The following is a 16,271-nucleotide window of genomic DNA, read 5'->3' on the forward strand; positions in this document are numbered from 1 at the left end:
CAATGGACCCATGCGCGTGTCAATGACGATGCTCGTGGTGGCGGCGTTATCGATCTCGACCCTGCCGGCGGTGGCGCGGCAAGACCGCGCTGTGGCGCCCGACCTGTACCCGGCCGTCGGCGCGGGGACGAACTTCCTCAACCACTCCGAGCTGCTGGGGAACGTCCCGGAGCCGGCCTGGTACGAGGCCAACATCCCGTTCGTGGACCTTCCCGACCGGGAGATCCGCGACACCTACTACTACCGCTGGCGGACCTACCGCGAGGCGCTCAAGTACACCGGCCCGAAAGACGGCTGGATCATCTCGGAGTTCCTCGGCCCGGTCGGCTACTCGGCGCCGAACGGCGGAATCGTCGCCGCGGCGGGCCATCACGTCTACGAGGGCCGTTGGCTGCGTGACCACCGATATCTGGACGACTACGTCGACTACTGGCTGCGCGGTTCGGGCGCCGGACCGAAGCCCGCGACCGACTTCCTGAACAAGAACACCACCGACTGGGCCCACCAGTACTCGTTCTGGGCCGCCGACGCCGTGGCCGCCCGTGCCGCGGTCGACGGCCGCTCCCAGTTCGCGACCGACCGACTGCCCGAGCTTGTGCGACAGTGGCAGCGCTGGTCGCCGCAGCTCAACCAGGACCTCGGGCTCTACTGGCAGACGCCGGTGTGGGACGCGATGGAGTACACGGCCAGCTCGTACCAGAGCCCCGATCCCTACCACGGCGGCGACGGCTTCCGGCCGACCCTCAACGCCTACCAGTACGGCGACGCACGGGCGATCGCGCAGCTGTTCAGGGCACGGGGAGACGCCGCGGGCGCGCGTCCGTTCGACCAGGCCGCCGACGCGTTGCGCACGAACCAGGAGCGGTGGCTCTGGGACGACGCGGGCAAGTTCTACAAGCACGTCATGCGCGACAACAACCCCGGCCGCACGAAGCTCGCCGACCGCGAGGAGATCGGCTTTGTGCCGTGGTACTTCCACATGCCACCGGCCGCGAACAGCGCGGCCTGGGCGCAGCTGACCGACCCGCAGGGGTTCGCGTCTCCCTACGGCCCGACCACCGCCGAGCGCCGCAGCCCGTGGTTCATGCGCGACGCGCTGAACGGGTGCTGTCGCTGGAACGGCCCCAGCTGGCCGTTCGCCACCAGCCAGACCCTGACCGCGCTGGCGAACCTGCTGATCGACTACCCGAGCCAGCCCTACGTCGACCGCGACGACTACCTCGCCGTGCTGCGCGGCTATGCCCTGACCCAGCGCAAGAACGGCCAGCCCTACGTCGCCGAGGCGCACCACCCCGACGAGAACCGCTGGCTGTACGACGGCAAGGGCCACAGCGAGGACTACAACCACTCGACCTTCAACGACAACGTGCTCTCCGGGCTGCTCGGCATCCGGCCGCAGCTCGGCAACACGGTGTCGATCGCGCCGCTGGTCCCGGACTCGTGGAACCACTTCGCCGTCGAGAACGTGCCGTACCACGGGCACAACCTCACCGTGCTGTGGGACAGGGACGGCAGCCGCTACGGCAAGGGCGCCGGCTTGCGCGTCTGGGTCGACGGCAGGCTCACCCACACCCAGGCCGGTCTGGCCGCGGTGCGCTTGACCATTCCGGCGCGGACCTCGGCGGACGTGCCGGAGCTGGTCGACGACTTCGCGAACGTCAGCCAGTCCGGGTTCCCCACCGCCCGCGCGTCCTACAGCTACAGCGCCGATCCGCCCACGAAGGCGATCGACGGCCAGGACTTCCACCTCGACGTGCCCGGCACGCGCTGGACGTCGTACGGCAGTCCGAACGCCGCGGACTGGCTGGAGGTCGACCTCGGGGCGCCGATCCAGATCTCCGACCTGCGCGTCGTGTTCTACGACGACGGCGGGGGAGTGCGGGCGCCGACGACGTTCGACCTGCAGTACTGGGACGGCCAGTGGCGTGACATACCGGGCCAGCAAAGAACTCCCGCGCAACCGGTGGCGCGTCAGGTCAATCGCGTCCTGGTGCAACCGGCGCTGACCACCAGCCGGGTGCGGATCCTGCCGCGCCGTGCCGATGGCGGAGCTGTGGGCGTCACGTCGTTCTCGTCGTGGCGCTCGGCCGTCCGTGGTCTGCGCGCGTCGCTGCCGGATGATCTCGCCGTCCGTGCCGGTGGGGTCGAGACGACTACGACTTTGCAGGCGCAGCAACCGTTGCGCGGCGTCCGGGCGACTCTCGCCGTGCCAGCCGGGTGGAACGCTGTGCCGCTCAGTTCGGCCTACGCCGCGCAGCTCGCGCCGGGCCGAAGCCTCGTGACCCGGTGGCGCGTAACGGCACCTGCGGGCCTTCGGTTGGGAGAGCGTGCGCCGATTCGTTTGCTGGCAACGGCTTCCGGCTCTGGTGGCGCGACGACCTCGTTGAGTTCGGCGCAGACCGTGTTCGATCCTGCCGACTACGGCACCGTCGTGTGGGACGACACGTTCGACTCCAGCGCGGCCCCCTACCGCGTGGACGGCCCGTTCGGCGAACCGCCGCCGACGTTGAAGGTCGCGGACGGCGTGCTGACCGCCTCGGCCGGTGGTCGCGCCGGTGCGGTGCTGGCCGCGCCGGTGACCGGGGACGCGCGCGGGACCGCCGTCGTCGTCGAACCTCGGTCGTTCGCGGGCTCGGCTCCCGAGGACAGCCTGTTCCTCGGCCAGACCGCCGGCAACCGCGACTTCGCCCTGGCCTGGTTCAACAACGCGGGCAAGGCCTCTGGCGTCGACGTGACCGTGGACGGCGTCCGCAGGGGCGACGAGGCCACCGGCGGGTGCTGCGCGAGCCTGACCTGGGCACCGGGCGACCGGCTCGCCGTGGTGGTCGAGAACGGTCAGCTGACCAGCTGGCAGGAGCACGCGAGCCGGTGGACGCTGCTGCGGTCCGCGCCGATCGGGTCCGCTGTGGATCCCTCGTTGGTCGCGGGATGGGCGCCGGCTCTCGGCCTGCGGCTGGACGCGGGCGCGCTGACGATCGACCGCTTCACCGTGCGGGCCCGCTAGGCCGTGTCCTGCAGGTCCGTTCGATGAGTGTCATGGGCGAGAGACCCGGAGGCGGTGCCGCCGGGGCGCCCTCATACCGGGCGTATTCGGGCGTTCCGGCGGTGCCGCCTCCGGGGCCCTCGGCCGCGACTATCGCGGACGAGACCTGCAGGACACGGCCTAGGCGCAGACGCGCTCGACCAGGACCTGCCAGCTGGTGATCAGGTTGTGCACCACGGCTTCCGGGTCGGGCGCGTCGCCGTCCTGCGTCCGCAGGTAGAGCAGGATCGGCCCTTCCAGCGCGGCGACGAGCTGAAGGGCGAGGGTGCCGCTGGCGGCGTCGTCCGGACATGCCTCGCTCAGGAGCATGTGGACGTGGAACAGCGAGGGGCTGTCCCCGGCGGGGACGGGCTGGCCGGGGTCCAGCGAGGCACGTGCCAGGGCGGTGTGTTCGATCAGGAACTCGAGCCGGGCCCGTCCGAACGCGGAGAGCCGCTCGGCCGGCGGCGCACCGGGACCCAGCGGCGGCGGCCCGGTCATCACCCGTTCCTGGAAGAGCTTCTCCTCCTCGTCCAGCAGGGTGTGGAAGATGCCCGCACGGGTGCGGAAGCGCCGGAACACGGTGCCCTTGCCGAGCCCGGCGCGTTCGGCTAGCCCGTCCATCGTGACCTTGTCCACGCCCAGTTCGGCGACCATCTCGCGGGCGACCTCGATCAGATGGGCACGGTTGCGCGCGGCATCGGCCCGCTCTTCTCGGGGACGTCCCAACGGCAGCGCGACTGGTTCCACGACCTGAACGCTACCCGGTGATCCCCGCTCAGCCCCGGAAGGCGGAGTCGACCCACTCCGCGCCGAACCTTGACACTCAATGTCCAGGTTCTCTACGTTCGCGCTGCCCAACGCAAAGGACCGTGACATGAAACTTCTGCTCGACCGGATCAGCCTGGCCTTCATCGGGGCCACGTCCGCCTACGTCGGTGTCTTCGCCTACTTCGCCCCGAGGACCTGGTACGACACGTTCCCCGGACTGGGCCTGCGCTGGCTGCCGCAGCTCGGCCCCTACAACGAGCACTTCGCCAAGGACGTCGGCGCGGCCTACCTGGCGTTCACCGCGCTGAGCCTGGTCGCGCTGGCCTACGCGAGGAAGCCGGGGGTCGTGCCACTCGCGGGTGCCGCCCTGCTGGTGTTCAACACCCTGCACTTCCTCTACCACCTGACGATGCTGCACATGTACGAGCCGCTCGACCAGGCGCTGAACGTCGTCTCGCTGAGCCTGCTCGTGGTGATGTCGATCATTCTGGTGATCCCTGACCGCGCGTCTGTCACAAAACGAAGCGCTGCCTCGTCTACTTGATGACCAGGTCAGGGAGAGGAGAACGGCGATGCGAGTGGCAGTGGCTGGGGGAACGGGTGCGGTCGGCCGGCATGTGGTGCGAGAGCTGGAACGGGCCGGGCACGACGCCGTGGTGTTGTCCCGCGGGTCCGGTGTGGACCTGATGACCGGGGACGGGCTCGTGGAGCGGCTGAAGGGCTGCGAGGCGATCATCGACGTCAGCAACCAGATGCTGTTGAGCAGGAAGGCGGCCGTCCGGTTCTTCGGCACCGTGACGAGCAACCTGCTCGACGCGGGTGCGCGAGCGGGGATCGGCCACTTCGTCGCACTGTCCATTGTGGGCGCCGACAAGGTGGACTCGGGCTACTACATGGGCAAACGCCGGCAGGAAGCGCTGGTCAGCGACGGCCCGCTGCCGTGGACGATCCTGCGCGCCACCCAGTTCCACGGGTTCGCCGAACCGCTGCTCGACGCACGCGGCCCGTTCGTCGTGGTGCCGAAGATGCTGTGCCGCCCGGTCGCCACGGCCGACGTGGCCAGGAGGCTGGTGGAGCTGGCAGGACGGCCCGGCGGGCGGTTCGTGCCGCCGATCGCCGGGCCGCGGGAGTTGCTCATGCAGGACATGGCGAAGCAGATCGCGCAGGCACGGGGTGACCGCAAGATCCTCGTCCCGGTGCGGCTGCCCGGCCGGGTCGGCAAGGCGATGACCGGCGGCGCGTTGCTGCCGCAGGGACCGTTCACCGAGGCTTCAGGCACGTTCGAGGAGCACCTCGCCGAACTCAGGGCCCAGAGGTCAGCTGTTGCCTGATCTCGGCCTTGAGCACCTTGCCCACCTTGGACCGCGGCAGGTCCGGCCAGATCTCCACCTGCTTGGGCGCCTTCACACTGCCCAGCTGGTCCTTCACGAACGCGATCAACGCGTCGGGGTCGGCCTGACCGGAGACCCGCAGCTGCACCACGGCGGTCACCCGCTCGCCCCACTTGGCGTCGGGCAGTCCGACCACCGCGCTGTCCTGGACCGCCGGATGTGCCCGCAACGCCTGCTCGACCTCGGCCGAGTACACGTTGAACCCGCCGGTGATGATCATGTCCTTGGCGCGGTCGACGATGAACAGGTAGTTGTCCGCGTCGAGGTACCCGATGTCACCGGTGTGGTGCCAGCCGAACGCACTCACCTCGGCCGTGGCCGCCGGGTTCTCGTGATACCCGGCCATCACCAACGGCCCGCGCACGACGATCTCGCCGCGTTCACCCGGCGGCAGCAGCGTGCCGTCCGCGGCCATGATCGCGACCTGCGTCAACGGCGTGGGCCTGCCCGCCGACGACAACCGGTCGACCGCGATCGACCCGTCGGGCAGGAAGTGGTCGGCAGGGGCCAGCGTGGCGATCATGTTCGGCGCTTCGGTCTGGCCGAACAGCTGTCCCATCACGGGCCCGATCCGGTGCAGCGCCTCGGTCAGTCGCACCGGGGACATCGGTGCGGCGCCGTACCAGAGGCACTGCAGCGAACCGAGTTCCGTCGAGTCCAGGGCGGGGTGGTCGAGCAGGCCGTAGATCACGGTCGGCGGCAGGAACGCGTGTGTGATCCGGTGGTGCTCGATCAGCCGCAGGAACTCGCCGAGGTCCGGTGCGGGCATGATCACCGTCTCGCCGCCCAGCGACATGATCGGGAACGTGAGCACGCCCGCCGAGTGCGTGAGCGGGGCGAGCGCGAGATAACGCGGCCGAGCGCTGAACGGGTAGCTCATCAACGTCAGCGCGGTCGCGGTCTCCAGGTTGTGCCCGGTCAGCCGCACGCCCTTGGGGCGCCCGGTCGTGCCGCCGGTGCCCGCCAGCACGCAGAGATCGTCGTCGGCCACCTCCACCGGTTCCGGCTCGCGTCCGTGCTCCGAGAGCCAGTCGGCGAACGTGACCGCGTCCTCCACCTCGCCGTCCAGGCACACCAGCGTGGTCAGCGCGGGCAGATCGCCCCGGATCCGGTCGACGAGCGGCGCGAACTTCGCCTGGAAGAACAGGCACCGGCACCCGAACAGGTCGAGGAGCTCACGGTTCTCCGCCGCCTCGTTGCGGGGGTTCACCGGGCACCACACCGCCCCGGCCCGCGAGATGCCGAACACGCAGGTGAGCGCGAGCGGGTCGTTCGCCGACAGCACCGCGACCCGGTCGCCGGGGCCGATTCCGCTGCCCTGCAACGCTCCCGCGATGGCACGGGAGCGTTGCTGCACCTCGGCATAGCTCTGCGAGACCCCGCCGATGGTCAGGCAGGGCGCGTCGCCCCCGAGCGACGCGCCCTTGTCCAGGTAGTCGCAGAGGCGCATCAGCGGTGCACTTCGACGATCGGGTCGAGCACCAGGCCGAACGACCGCAGCGCGCCCAGCAGCTCCCGGTGCCCGAACGCCTGGCAGCCGGACGCGAACCCGACCCGTCGAGGCGCGTCCTGCAGCAGGTGCACGGCGGCGTGCACGTTCAGCAACGCCGTCTGCTTGTAGTTGCAGTTGCCGTGGATCACGCAGCTCGCGCGGCCCAGCGGACCCGAGGCGTGCACGGAGTCCAGCGAGATGTTGATCCGCGGGTTCTCGCGCGGCGGCATCTCACTGCGCACCTGCGCGGAGAACGCGTCGACGATCTCGTACTTCTCCTTGTCCGACTTGCCTTCCATCTGCTCCAGCGCCGCCGCGACGATCTGCGGCACACCCTGCATCAACGGCCGGTTGAACACGCCGCCGAGCGCACGCACCGACGCCACCCGCGGATCCCTCTTGAACCACACCGGATGAGCCGTTCCGCCCCACGGCAGCGCCAGGCCCAGCTCGTGCTGGCCGGGCACGACGAGCTCGTAGAGGCCGGCGTCCGCGGGCCACTCGACGTACTCGTTCTGCTCCAGGTAGAAGGCCTTCGAGAACGCGGCGTTCGTCAGGATGGTGTTGGTGGAAGCGACGGTGGGGTAACCCTTCCAGAACACCCCGATGTCCAAAGTGTCCAGTCCCGGCTGCTCCAGGCAGATCTGCGCGGCGATCTCGCCGACCGTGTACATCTGGGCGATGCCGGGGGAGAGCAGCAGGCCCTGCTTCGCGAACTCGGCGCCGTACTGGGCGTCGGTGTCGATCATCCAGTCCTGCTCGCCGTTCGTGTCGGTGTAGTGCGCGCCGACGTTCAGGCTGGCCCGCACGGCTTCGTGGCCGTAGCGGGAGAACGGGCCGACGGTGTTGAGCACGACCTTGGCACCGGTGAACGCCTCGGTCAGCGCGGCCTCGGTGTGCTCGACCTCGACGATGTCGTACGAGACCGTGTCGATGCCGGGCACGGCGTCGACGGTCTCCTTGACCCTCTTGCCATCGCGGCCGGCGGCGAGGAACGGGATCCCGTACTCGCGGAGGTACTCGCAGATCAGGCGTCCGGTGTAGCCGGAGGCTCCGTAGACGACGACAGGCTTGTCAGTTGGCATGCCGATCACCGCGTCCGGCGGTGAAGGCCGCAGCCTTCAGCCAGGGCAGGTATCCGGATTCCCGCAGGAGTGTCCGGATGAAGCCGGGGCAGCTCCGGCAAGGAGCGTGCCAGCAGACGACCAGGGTGTTCACTCACGACAAAACCCTTTCGGTAGACTAGATGTTGTGCGTACGGCATATCGCTGCCGGGCTTACCCGGACGCAGAACAGGTCGCGGTGTTGAACCGCACGTTCGGGTGTGCGCGCCTGGTGTGGAACAAGACCCTGATTGAGCGGCAGCACCGTTACCACGCCGAGGGGAAGTCCACCTCGTACCGAGAGACCGACGCGGCGCTGACCAGGTGGAAACGCACTGAGGAACTGGAGTTTCTGTCCCTGGTGTCCAGCGTGCCGTTGCAGCAGGTGTTGCGACACCAGCATGCCGCGTACCGGAATTTCTTCACCGGGCGCGCGAAGTGTCCCCGCCTCAAGTCCCGCTCCGGCCGGCAGACCGCGCACTTCACCAGGTCGGCGTTTCGGCTGCGTGGTGGATTGCTCTACCTCGCCAAGACGAGCAGGCCATTGCGTTTCGCATGGTCCTTCCACGAAGTAGAGCTGTCCACTGTGGATCCCACCACGGTGGTCGTGGCCAGGGAGCCGGACGGCCGCTGGTACGTGACGTTCGCCGTGGACACGGCCGCTCCCGCGACGCTGCCCGAGATCGGCCATGCTGTCGGCGTGGATCTCGGGGTGAAGGACTTTGCAGTGACCTCGGATGGCGAGCAGATCCCCAACCCGCGGCACCTGGAACGCAAGGCGCGCAACCTGGCCCGCTACCAGCGGTGCATGGCGCGCACCCAGCGCGGCTCTCTCAACCGTTCGAAGGCCAGGCGCAAGGTCGCCGCCGCACATCGCAAAGTTCGGCACGCCCGGCAGGACTTCCTGCACCGCACCAGCACCGGGCTCATTCGCCGTGCGGACTTTGTCGTGATCGAGGACTTGGCGGTGGCGAACATGATCCGCAACCGCCGTCTGGCCCGCGCGATCAGCGATGCCGGGTGGGGTGAGTTCCGCGCGATGCTGGAGTACAAGGCCCAGCGTGCCGGGCGCTTGCTGGTGGTCATCGATCGCTGGTTTCCCAGCAGCAAGACCTGTTCGGCCTGCGGGCATCTGCTGGCTGAACTGGCGCTGTCCACCAGGTACTGGACATGTCCAGGCTGCCGCTCCCGGCATGATCGGGACATCAACGCGGCGAAGAACATTCTTGCGGCTGGTCGAGCCGTAGCCCTGGCGGACAGCCAGGGCGATGCCTGTGGAGCTGACGTGAGCCGGCAAGGGACCTCCCTTCCGCGGTCGGCTGTGAAACAGGAAACCCGTGCTGCGAGGCAAACCGCGTGAGCGGTGTTCGGCGCGAGCCGAACGGGAATCCCCGTTCTTCATGGCGGGGATGAAGTCAAATTCCCATTCCGCCGTCGACCGGAAGACCCGCTCCGGTGATGAACTTGGACGCGTCGGACGCGAGGAAGACCACCGCGTCGGCCATGTCGTCGACCTGCCCGAGGCGGCCGAGCGGGGTGAGCTCGATGACCGCTCCGACAGCGGCCTCGACCGAGGGGAACAGGCCCAGCTGCGCGCAGTCGACCGCGAGCTGGTTGCCCATGGCGGTGGGCGTGAGGCCGGGGTAGATGCAGTTGACGCGCACGCCGTAGCCGAGTTTGCCCGACTCCGCGGCCGCGACCCTGGTCAGCCGGTCGATGGCGGACTTGGTCGCCGAGTAGACGCTGATGCCGGGGAAGGCGATGGTCGCCGCGACCGACGCGACGCTGATGATCGAGCCGCCGTTGCCCGCCGCGCCACCGGGACGCATCGCGCGCAGGCCGTGCTTCATGCCGAGGGCGGTGCCCAGGACGTTCACGTCGAGCATCTTGCGGACGTCGGCGGGGTCGAGCTCGGTGATCAGGCTGGTGATCTCGATGCCCGCGTTGTTCACGAGGATGTCGAGGCCGCCGATCGCGTCGACCGCCGTGCTCACCGCCGAGGCCCAGCTCGCGTCGTCGGTGACGTCCAGCGGAACGAACTCCGCCGTCGCGCCCGAGTCGCGCAACGCCTGGGCGGTCTGCTTGCCCTCCTCCTCCAGGACGTCGCCGATCAGGACCGCCGCGCCGGCCTGCGCCAGGGCCTGGGCCATGCCCGCGCCCAGTCCTCGCGCACCCCCGGTGACCAGCGCTTTTCGTCCGCTCAGCTGATAACTCGTCATTGAGTCGCCTCCTCGGTGAGATGGCTCACACACTAGCTTTTCCTTGACAGTCGTCAAGTTTTTCTTTGACGACTGTCCAAGATTTTTTGGACGAATGGTCAATGTTTGTCGCAGTGAGCGTTAGGATCCGAGGCGTGACGGATGTCGCTTCGCGCAAGCAGGACCGCATCACCCGCCGGCAGGTCGACAAGTTCGACGCCCGGCGGACCGAGCTCGCCGTGGCGACCCTGCACACGCTGGCCGAACTCGGGTACGCGCGGACGAGCCTGCGGGAGATCGCGCAGAACTCCGAGTTCTCCCACGGCGTCCTGCACTACTACTTCGCGGACAAGCGTGACCTGATCACCGAGGCCGTCCGCCAGTACGAGGTCGTCTGCGTGACGCGCTACGACGAGGTCGTGGCCACCTCCACGACGGCCGACCAGCTGCGCGACGAGTTCGTGGCGATGTTCTTCGACACCCTCGGCCAGGACGCGACCCTGCACCGCCTCTGGTACGACCTGCGCAACCAGAGCCTGTTCGACGAGTCGTTCCGCGCCGACGTGCTCGAGATCGACGGCCACCGCGAGGACATGGTGTGGCGCGTGGTCAGCCGCTACGCCGAACTGGTCGGCGGCACGGTCGCCGTCTCGCCCACCATGATCTACGTGACGCTCGACGGCATCTTCCAGCGGGCGTTGCTGAACCATCTGGCGGGCAAAGCGGACAACGTCGCCCAGTTGCGCGTCGAGTTGCCCGCCGCGATCGGTCTGATGGTGACCAAGGCCGAATAGCGGCCATATCGCCGACATATCGAAAACCGCATACGGGCTGGCAACGCCGTGCCGTCTTGACTGAGGCGCATGGCAACGGGCATCACGATTTACGGGTGCGGGCAGGACGAGGCCGTCCTGTTCCGGACAATGGCACCCCGCTGCGGCGTGACACCGACCATCACCGAAGAAGCGGTTTCCGAGTCCAACGCTGAACTGGCACGCGGAAACCAGTGCGTCAGCGTCGGCCACAAAACCCGCATCACTCGCGCCACGCTTTCGGCGCTCGGTCGTGTGGGCGTCCGCTACATCTCCACCAGAAGCGTCGGCTTCGACCACATCGACGTCGAGTACGCCGAGAGCGTGGGCATCACCGTCGGGAACGTCACCTACTCACCCGACAGCGTCGCCGACTACACGATGATGTTGATGCTGATGGTCATCCGCGACATGAAGTCCGTCCTCAGGCGTGCTGACCTGCACGATTATCGGCTTCAGGCCGTGCGCGGCAAGGAACTGCGCGACCTGACCGTCGGGGTGATCGGCACCGGGCGCATCGGCGTGGCGGTCCTGGACCGGTTGCGCGGCTTCGGCTGCGGCGTGCTGGCCCACGACAGCAGGCCGCGCAACTCCGCCGACTACGTGCCGCTGGACGAACTGCTACGGCTGTGCGACATCGTCACGCTGCACACGCCGTTGACCGCGGAAACCCATCACCTCCTCGACCGCGACCGCATCGGGCTGATGAAACGCGGCGCGGTCGTCATCAACACCGGACGCGGCCCGCTCATCGACACCAAGGCGTTGGTCGAGGCGTTGGAAAGCGGCAGTCTGGGCGGCGCGGCATTGGACGTCGTCGAAGGCGAAGAGGGAATCTTCTACGCCGACTGTCGTGCCCGCGAGATCGACAGCGAACCGCTGCTGCGGTTGCAAGGAATGCCGAACGTGCTCATCAGCCCGCACACGGCCTATTACACGGACCACGCGCTGAGCGACACCGTGGAGAACAGTCTCATCAACTGCCTGAACTTCGGGGGAAGAGCATGACCAAGGTGAAGATCGGAATCATCTTCGGCGGGTCGTTCGAGGAACATCCCGTCTCGGTGAAGTCCGCGCAGGAGGTCGCGGGGAGCCTCGACGCCGCGAAGTACGACCCGTTCTGGATCAAGATCACGCGCAACGGCGACTGGAGGCTGTGCGACGGCCCGGACGCGACGGACGGCCGCCCGGTCGTGCTCTCCGCTGACGGACTGCTCGTCCTCGACGAGGACCGCTTCGAATCGATCAGCCTGGACGTCGTCTTCCCCGTGCTGCACGGCAGGCTGGGGGAGGACGGCGCGATGCAGGGCCTGCTGGAGCTGTCGGGCGTGCCCTACATCGGGTGCGACGTCCAGAGTTCCGCGCTGTGCATGGACAAGTCCCTCACGTACGTCGTCGCCAGGAGCGCCGGCGTGGCGACGCCGAACTTCTGGACCGTGACGCCGGACGAGAAGATCGAACCCGGCGAGCTCACCTACCCGGTGTTCGTCAAACCGGCCCGCTCCGGGTCGTCCTTCGGCGTCACCAAGGTGTCCACGGAGGACGAACTGGCGGTCGCGGTGGAGGTCGCCCGGCAGTACGACTCGAAGGTGCTGATCGAGGAAGCCGTGACAGGCAACGAGATCGGCTGTTCGATCCTGGGCAACGACCTGGACCTGATCGCCGGCGAACCGGACCGGGTCGCCCTGACCCACGGCTTCTTCCGCATCCATCAGGAGAGCACGCCCGAAACGGGTTCGGAGAACTCGACGTTCATCGTGCCCGCGGACATCCCGGCGGAGTCCCGCGCACTCGTGCAGGAGACGGCGAAGGTCATCTACCGCGCGCTGGGCTGCTCCGGCCTCGCGCGGGTGGACATGTTCCTGACGCCGGAAGGGAAGGTGGTCCTCAACGAGGTCAACACCATGCCCGGCCTCACCTCCTACAGCCGTTACCCGAGGATGATGGCGGCCGCGGGCCTGTCGCTGGGCGACGTGATCGACCGGCTGGTGTCGCTGGCGCTGACGGGAAGGTTCCGGTGAACCCGGACTTCGTCTTCGTGGACGAGTGCGCACCCGGAATCCGCTGGGACGCCAAGTACGCCACGTGGGACAACTTCACCGGCAAACCCGTCGACGGCTACCTCGTCAACCGCGTCGTCGGCACGCGCGCCCTGACCGCCGCGCTGGAGAAGGCACACGAGAAGGCCGAGTCGCTCGGCTTCGGCCTGCTGCTGTGGGACGGCTATCGCCCGCAACGCGCCGTGGACTGCTTCCTGCGCTGGGCGGACCAACCCGAGGACGAGAAGACCAAAGCGCGGTACCACCCGAACATCACCAGGGCCGAGATGTTCGAGAAGGGTTATGTGGCAAGGAGATCAGGCCACAGCCGGGGCAGCACCGTCGACCTGACGCTCTACCACCTGACCACCGGCGAACTCGTGCCGATGGGCGGCGACCACGACCTGATGGACCCGATCTCGCACCACGGCGCGTTCGGGATCACCGAGGCCGAAACGGCGAACCGGCAGCACCTCTGCTCGATCATGGAAGCCTGCGGGTTCCACCGCTACGACAGCGAATGGTGGCACTACACCCTGATCGACGAGCCCTACCCGGACACCTACTTCGACTTCCCGATCGGCTGAAGCCTCGCGTCACGATGCGGCGGGCAGTCGCACCGTGACGCGCAGCCCGCCACCGGCCCGAGGCGTGAGCGTGAGGGTTCCGTCGTGCGCGTAGGTGATGCTCTTGACGATCGCCAGCCCGAGCCCGACCCCGGCGTGATGACGCCGGACGCGTTCGGCACCACGCTGGAACGGCTCGGTCAGCGTCGACACCAGGTGCTGCGTGAGCTGCTCGCCGGTGTTCTCCACGGTGAGCGTGACGAACGCGGGCCCGGCCGCGGTGCCGATCCACACGGTGCCGCGTTCGGCGAGGTTGTGGACGATCGCGTTGTGCACGAGGTTCGTCGTGATCTGCAACAACAACGCGGGCGACCCGACGGCGTTCGCCAGATCGCCGGCCGTCTCGATGGTGACACCGTGCCTCTCCGCCAAGGGAAGCAACGTCTCGGCGGCCTCCTCGGCGACCAGCGACAGGTCGACCCGGTCCTTGACGAACGACCGCTGATCGGCCCGGCTGAGCAACAACAACGCCTCGGTCAGGTCGATCGCCCGCGCGTTCACGAAGTGCAACCGCTCGACGAGCTCATCGGAGTCGCGGTCCTTGCGCGCCACGTCGAGCAACGTCTGAGTCACGGCCAGCGGAGTGCGCAACTCGTGCGAGGCGTTGGCCGCGAACCTCTGCTGCTCGGCGACGTGCGTCTCCAACCGCGCCAGCATGGCGTCGAAGGCGTCCGCGAGCTCGTGGAACTCGTCCGAACGTCCCGGCAACTCGATGCGATGCGAGAGCGAACCGGTGGCGACGACGCGCGTGGCGTCGGTGATGCGGTCGAGCGGCGCGAGCATGCGCCCGGCCAGGAACCAGCCGCCCAGAAGCCCGAACACCAGCAGGAAGCACAGCACGCCGACGATGAACGGGGCGAAGGAGCCCAGCAGCCGCCCACGGTTGATCATGAAGTCGCCGGTGGGCGTGAGGATCCAGCCGGTGGGCAGGAAGTAGGTGTAGTAGACGAGCACCGCGGCCATCAGCAGGATGCCGGTGAGCATGAGGAAGCCGGCGTAGCTGATGGTGAGTTTGAGGCGGACGCTCACGCCCGGTGCCCTGTCCACGCCCGCCTCCCAGCCCGTCGCCGCGAGGCTAGGCCAAGGCTCATATCGCCCGCGTATCCAAATCGGTTGCGGGTGGTCGGTAGCCTCGGCTGGTGGGGTTCAACGATCGAGCGAGCAGGGTGCGCAACAAATGGCTCCAGCAGGGCCAACGGGTCGCGGCGCTGTGCTCGTGCGTGCGCCTGTACCACCCGATCGGCCACCGGGCGACGCTGAGCTTCCTCATCGAACTGGCCGGTCCGTACCAACGGAACGAGCGCGCGTTGCTGCGTGCGATGGACGAACTGGAAGCCAGTCGTGCGGCTAGGCCGCGCGAACTCGGCGGTCTCCAGAGTTGGCGCACGGGCCAGTGGTACGCGCGGGATCCACGCATGGCGCGGCGCGCCGCCCTGCACGCGTTGAAGCTGTGGGAGCAGGAACCGGCCATTGTGGACGATGAAGTGCGGTCACTCGTGCGGTCGTGCGTCGCCAACAGGCGGCTCACCGGCGAGCAGTTGACCATCGCGCTGAGCCGTCGGGGCGAAGGCGAGGACGTCCGTTGGCCGATGACGCTCATCGCATCGGCCAACGGCGTGAGCACTACGGCGTGTCCGCGACCTTGATCTTGCCGTCGACGATGTCCTTCTTGTAGCCCTCGAGAATGCCCTGCAGCTTCGCGTCGATCTTGCCGCCCGACGTCGCGTACCCCATGCCGTTGACCTTCAGGTCGAAGACCTTGGGCAGCGCCGCGAGGTTGTTGGCGGCGGCCGCGTGGAAGAAGTCGTAGACGGCGACGTCCACGCGCTTGAGGCTCGACGCCACGATGACGTCCCGGTTGGCGGCGAGCGTCGGCTGGTTGTACTGGTCGGCGTCGCAGCCGATCGCGAGCACGCCCGCCTGCTTGACCGCGGCGAACACGCCGATGCCGGACGCGCCGGCGGCCGGGTAGACGACGTCGGCGCCCTTGTCGATCAGGCCCTTCGCGGCCTCCTGGCCCTTCGGCGGGTCCTGGAAGCCGGTGAAGTCGCCGGCCGGGGTGATGTACTTCTTGTCGATCTTGACCTTGGGTGCGGCGGTGCGGGCGCCCTGGTTGTAGCCCGCCTCGAACTTCTGGATCAGCGGGATGTCCACGCCGCCGACGAAGCCCACGTGGCACTTCTTGCTCTGGTAGGCGGCTACGACGCCCGCGAGGAACGCGCCCTCCTGCTCGGCGAAGACCAGCGGCGTGACGTTGGTGGCGCCTTCGACCGCGGAGTCGACCAGGCCGAACTTGACGTTCGGGAACTCCGGCGCGACCACCTTGAGCGACTCGGTGTACGCGAAGCCGACGCCGACGATCGGGTTGAAGCCCTCGGACGCGAGCTGGCGCAGGCGGGTCTGCTTCGCGGCCTCGTCCTCGTTCGGCGCGGCGGAGAGCTCGCGGGTGTTCTCCTTCTTGACGCCCATGTCCTTGATCGCCTGGTCGAACCCGAGGGCGGCGAGGTCGTTGAACGACGCGTCGCCGCGGCCGCCGATGTCGTAGGCCAGGCCGATCTTCAACGCGCTGCCGTCGACCTTGTCGCCGCTCGCGGCGCTGGTGCTCGACGTGGCGGGGGCGGTGGGCGGCGTCGAGAACTCGCAGGCGCTGCCGGATCCGGTGGGCGTGGTGCCACCACCGGAGTCCTTCGCGCAGGCGCTCACCACCATGAGGCTGGTCAGCGCGATCGCGGCCACGGCGGTGCCACGCATACGACGACGCACGGTTCGTCTCCTCTAACTCGGCTTTAGGAGGCGGACGGTACCTCGCACCTCGAT

At 68.3% G+C, this 16,271-nt stretch carries 15 protein-coding genes; 9 read left to right on the top strand and 6 right to left on the bottom strand.

Annotated elements, in window-relative coordinates; genetic code table 11:
- Positions 1–10: 10 nt before the first annotated feature.
- Positions 11–3,004 carry an MGH1-like glycoside hydrolase domain-containing protein gene (locus OG205_RS06460; RefSeq protein WP_330275316.1) on the top strand — a complete coding sequence of 998 codons (2,994 nt, stop codon included), beginning with the start codon at positions 11–13 and terminating at the stop codon, positions 3,002–3,004.
- A gap of 159 nt (positions 3,005–3,163) precedes the next feature.
- Here the strand turns inward: OG205_RS06460 and OG205_RS06465 are convergent, their stop codons facing one another.
- Entirely contained in the window at positions 3,164–3,772 is a 609-nt protein-coding gene (locus tag OG205_RS06465; RefSeq protein ID WP_330275317.1) for a TetR/AcrR family transcriptional regulator, read from the bottom strand.
- Between the two features lie 127 nt (positions 3,773–3,899).
- Between OG205_RS06465 and OG205_RS06470 the strand changes: the two genes are divergently transcribed.
- Positions 3,900–4,337: a hypothetical protein gene (locus OG205_RS06470; RefSeq protein ID WP_330275318.1), complete on the top strand. Its 438-nt coding sequence runs from the start codon at positions 3,900–3,902 to the stop codon at positions 4,335–4,337.
- A 28-nt stretch (positions 4,338–4,365) separates the two neighbouring features.
- Positions 4,366–5,124: an SDR family oxidoreductase gene (locus tag OG205_RS06475; RefSeq protein WP_330275319.1), complete on the top strand. Its 759-nt coding sequence runs from the start codon at positions 4,366–4,368 to the stop codon at positions 5,122–5,124.
- Here the strand turns inward: OG205_RS06475 and OG205_RS06480 are convergent.
- Together OG205_RS06480 and OG205_RS06485 are read right to left on the bottom strand one after the other, a co-directional pair.
- Positions 5,096–6,634: an acyl-CoA synthetase gene (locus tag OG205_RS06480; RefSeq protein WP_330275320.1), complete on the bottom strand. Its 1,539-nt coding sequence runs from the start codon at positions 6,632–6,634 to the stop codon at positions 5,096–5,098. The genes OG205_RS06475 and OG205_RS06480 overlap by 29 nt on opposite strands.
- Positions 6,634–7,761 (bottom strand): DUF5938 domain-containing protein, encoded by a 1,128-nt coding sequence (locus tag OG205_RS06485; RefSeq protein ID WP_330275321.1) that lies wholly within the window; start codon positions 7,759–7,761, stop codon positions 6,634–6,636. The genes OG205_RS06480 and OG205_RS06485 overlap by 1 nt, the downstream gene beginning before the upstream one ends.
- A gap of 166 nt (positions 7,762–7,927) precedes the next feature.
- Between OG205_RS06485 and OG205_RS06490 the strand changes: the two genes are divergently transcribed.
- Positions 7,928–9,139, top strand: coding sequence for an RNA-guided endonuclease InsQ/TnpB family protein (locus tag OG205_RS06490; protein WP_330278120.1), 1,212 nt, complete (start codon positions 7,928–7,930; stop codon positions 9,137–9,139).
- 55 nt (positions 9,140–9,194) lie between these two features.
- Here the strand turns inward: OG205_RS06490 and OG205_RS06495 are convergent, their stop codons facing one another.
- Complete coding sequence (locus OG205_RS06495; RefSeq protein ID WP_330275322.1) at positions 9,195–9,998, bottom strand: SDR family NAD(P)-dependent oxidoreductase; 804 nt, start codon at positions 9,996–9,998, stop codon at positions 9,195–9,197.
- 134 nt (positions 9,999–10,132) lie between these two features.
- Between OG205_RS06495 and OG205_RS06500 the strand changes: the two genes are divergently transcribed.
- The 4 genes from OG205_RS06500 (at position 10,133) to vanX (ending at position 13,415) form a co-directional block, all read left to right on the top strand.
- A complete protein-coding gene (locus tag OG205_RS06500; protein ID WP_330275323.1) occupies positions 10,133–10,771 on the top strand; it encodes a TetR/AcrR family transcriptional regulator in 639 nt (212 codons plus the stop codon).
- Positions 10,772–10,840: 69 nt separating this feature from the next.
- On the top strand, positions 10,841–11,797 hold the full coding sequence (locus OG205_RS06505) for a D-isomer specific 2-hydroxyacid dehydrogenase family protein (RefSeq protein ID WP_330275324.1): 957 nt from the start codon (positions 10,841–10,843) through the stop codon (positions 11,795–11,797).
- Complete coding sequence (gene vanA / locus OG205_RS06510) at positions 11,794–12,810, top strand: D-alanine--(R)-lactate ligase (RefSeq protein ID WP_330275325.1); 1,017 nt, start codon at positions 11,794–11,796, stop codon at positions 12,808–12,810. Before OG205_RS06505 ends, vanA begins: the two co-directional genes overlap by 4 nt.
- Positions 12,807–13,415 (top strand): D-Ala-D-Ala dipeptidase VanX, encoded by a 609-nt coding sequence (vanX, locus tag OG205_RS06515; RefSeq protein ID WP_330275326.1) that lies wholly within the window; start codon positions 12,807–12,809, stop codon positions 13,413–13,415. Before vanA ends, vanX begins: the two co-directional genes overlap by 4 nt.
- A gap of 9 nt (positions 13,416–13,424) precedes the next feature.
- On the opposite strand, the gene OG205_RS06520 is transcribed toward vanX, so the two are convergent.
- The gene (locus OG205_RS06520; RefSeq protein WP_330275327.1) at positions 13,425–14,501 is read right to left on the bottom strand and encodes a sensor histidine kinase; all 1,077 of its coding nucleotides are present in this window, start codon (positions 14,499–14,501) and stop codon (positions 13,425–13,427) included.
- A gap of 92 nt (positions 14,502–14,593) precedes the next feature.
- Between OG205_RS06520 and OG205_RS06525 the strand changes: the two genes are divergently transcribed.
- Entirely contained in the window at positions 14,594–15,100 is a 507-nt protein-coding gene (locus OG205_RS06525) for a hypothetical protein (RefSeq protein WP_330275328.1), read from the top strand.
- On the opposite strand, the gene OG205_RS06530 is transcribed toward OG205_RS06525, so the two are convergent.
- Complete coding sequence (locus OG205_RS06530; RefSeq protein ID WP_330278121.1) at positions 15,078–16,205, bottom strand: BMP family lipoprotein; 1,128 nt, start codon at positions 16,203–16,205, stop codon at positions 15,078–15,080. The genes OG205_RS06525 and OG205_RS06530 overlap by 23 nt on opposite strands.
- Positions 16,206–16,271 lie beyond the last annotated feature (66 nt).

The organism is Lentzea sp. NBC_00516 (genome assembly GCF_036346835.1).
Taxonomy (GTDB): domain Bacteria; phylum Actinomycetota; class Actinomycetes; order Mycobacteriales; family Pseudonocardiaceae; genus Lentzea; species Lentzea sokolovensis.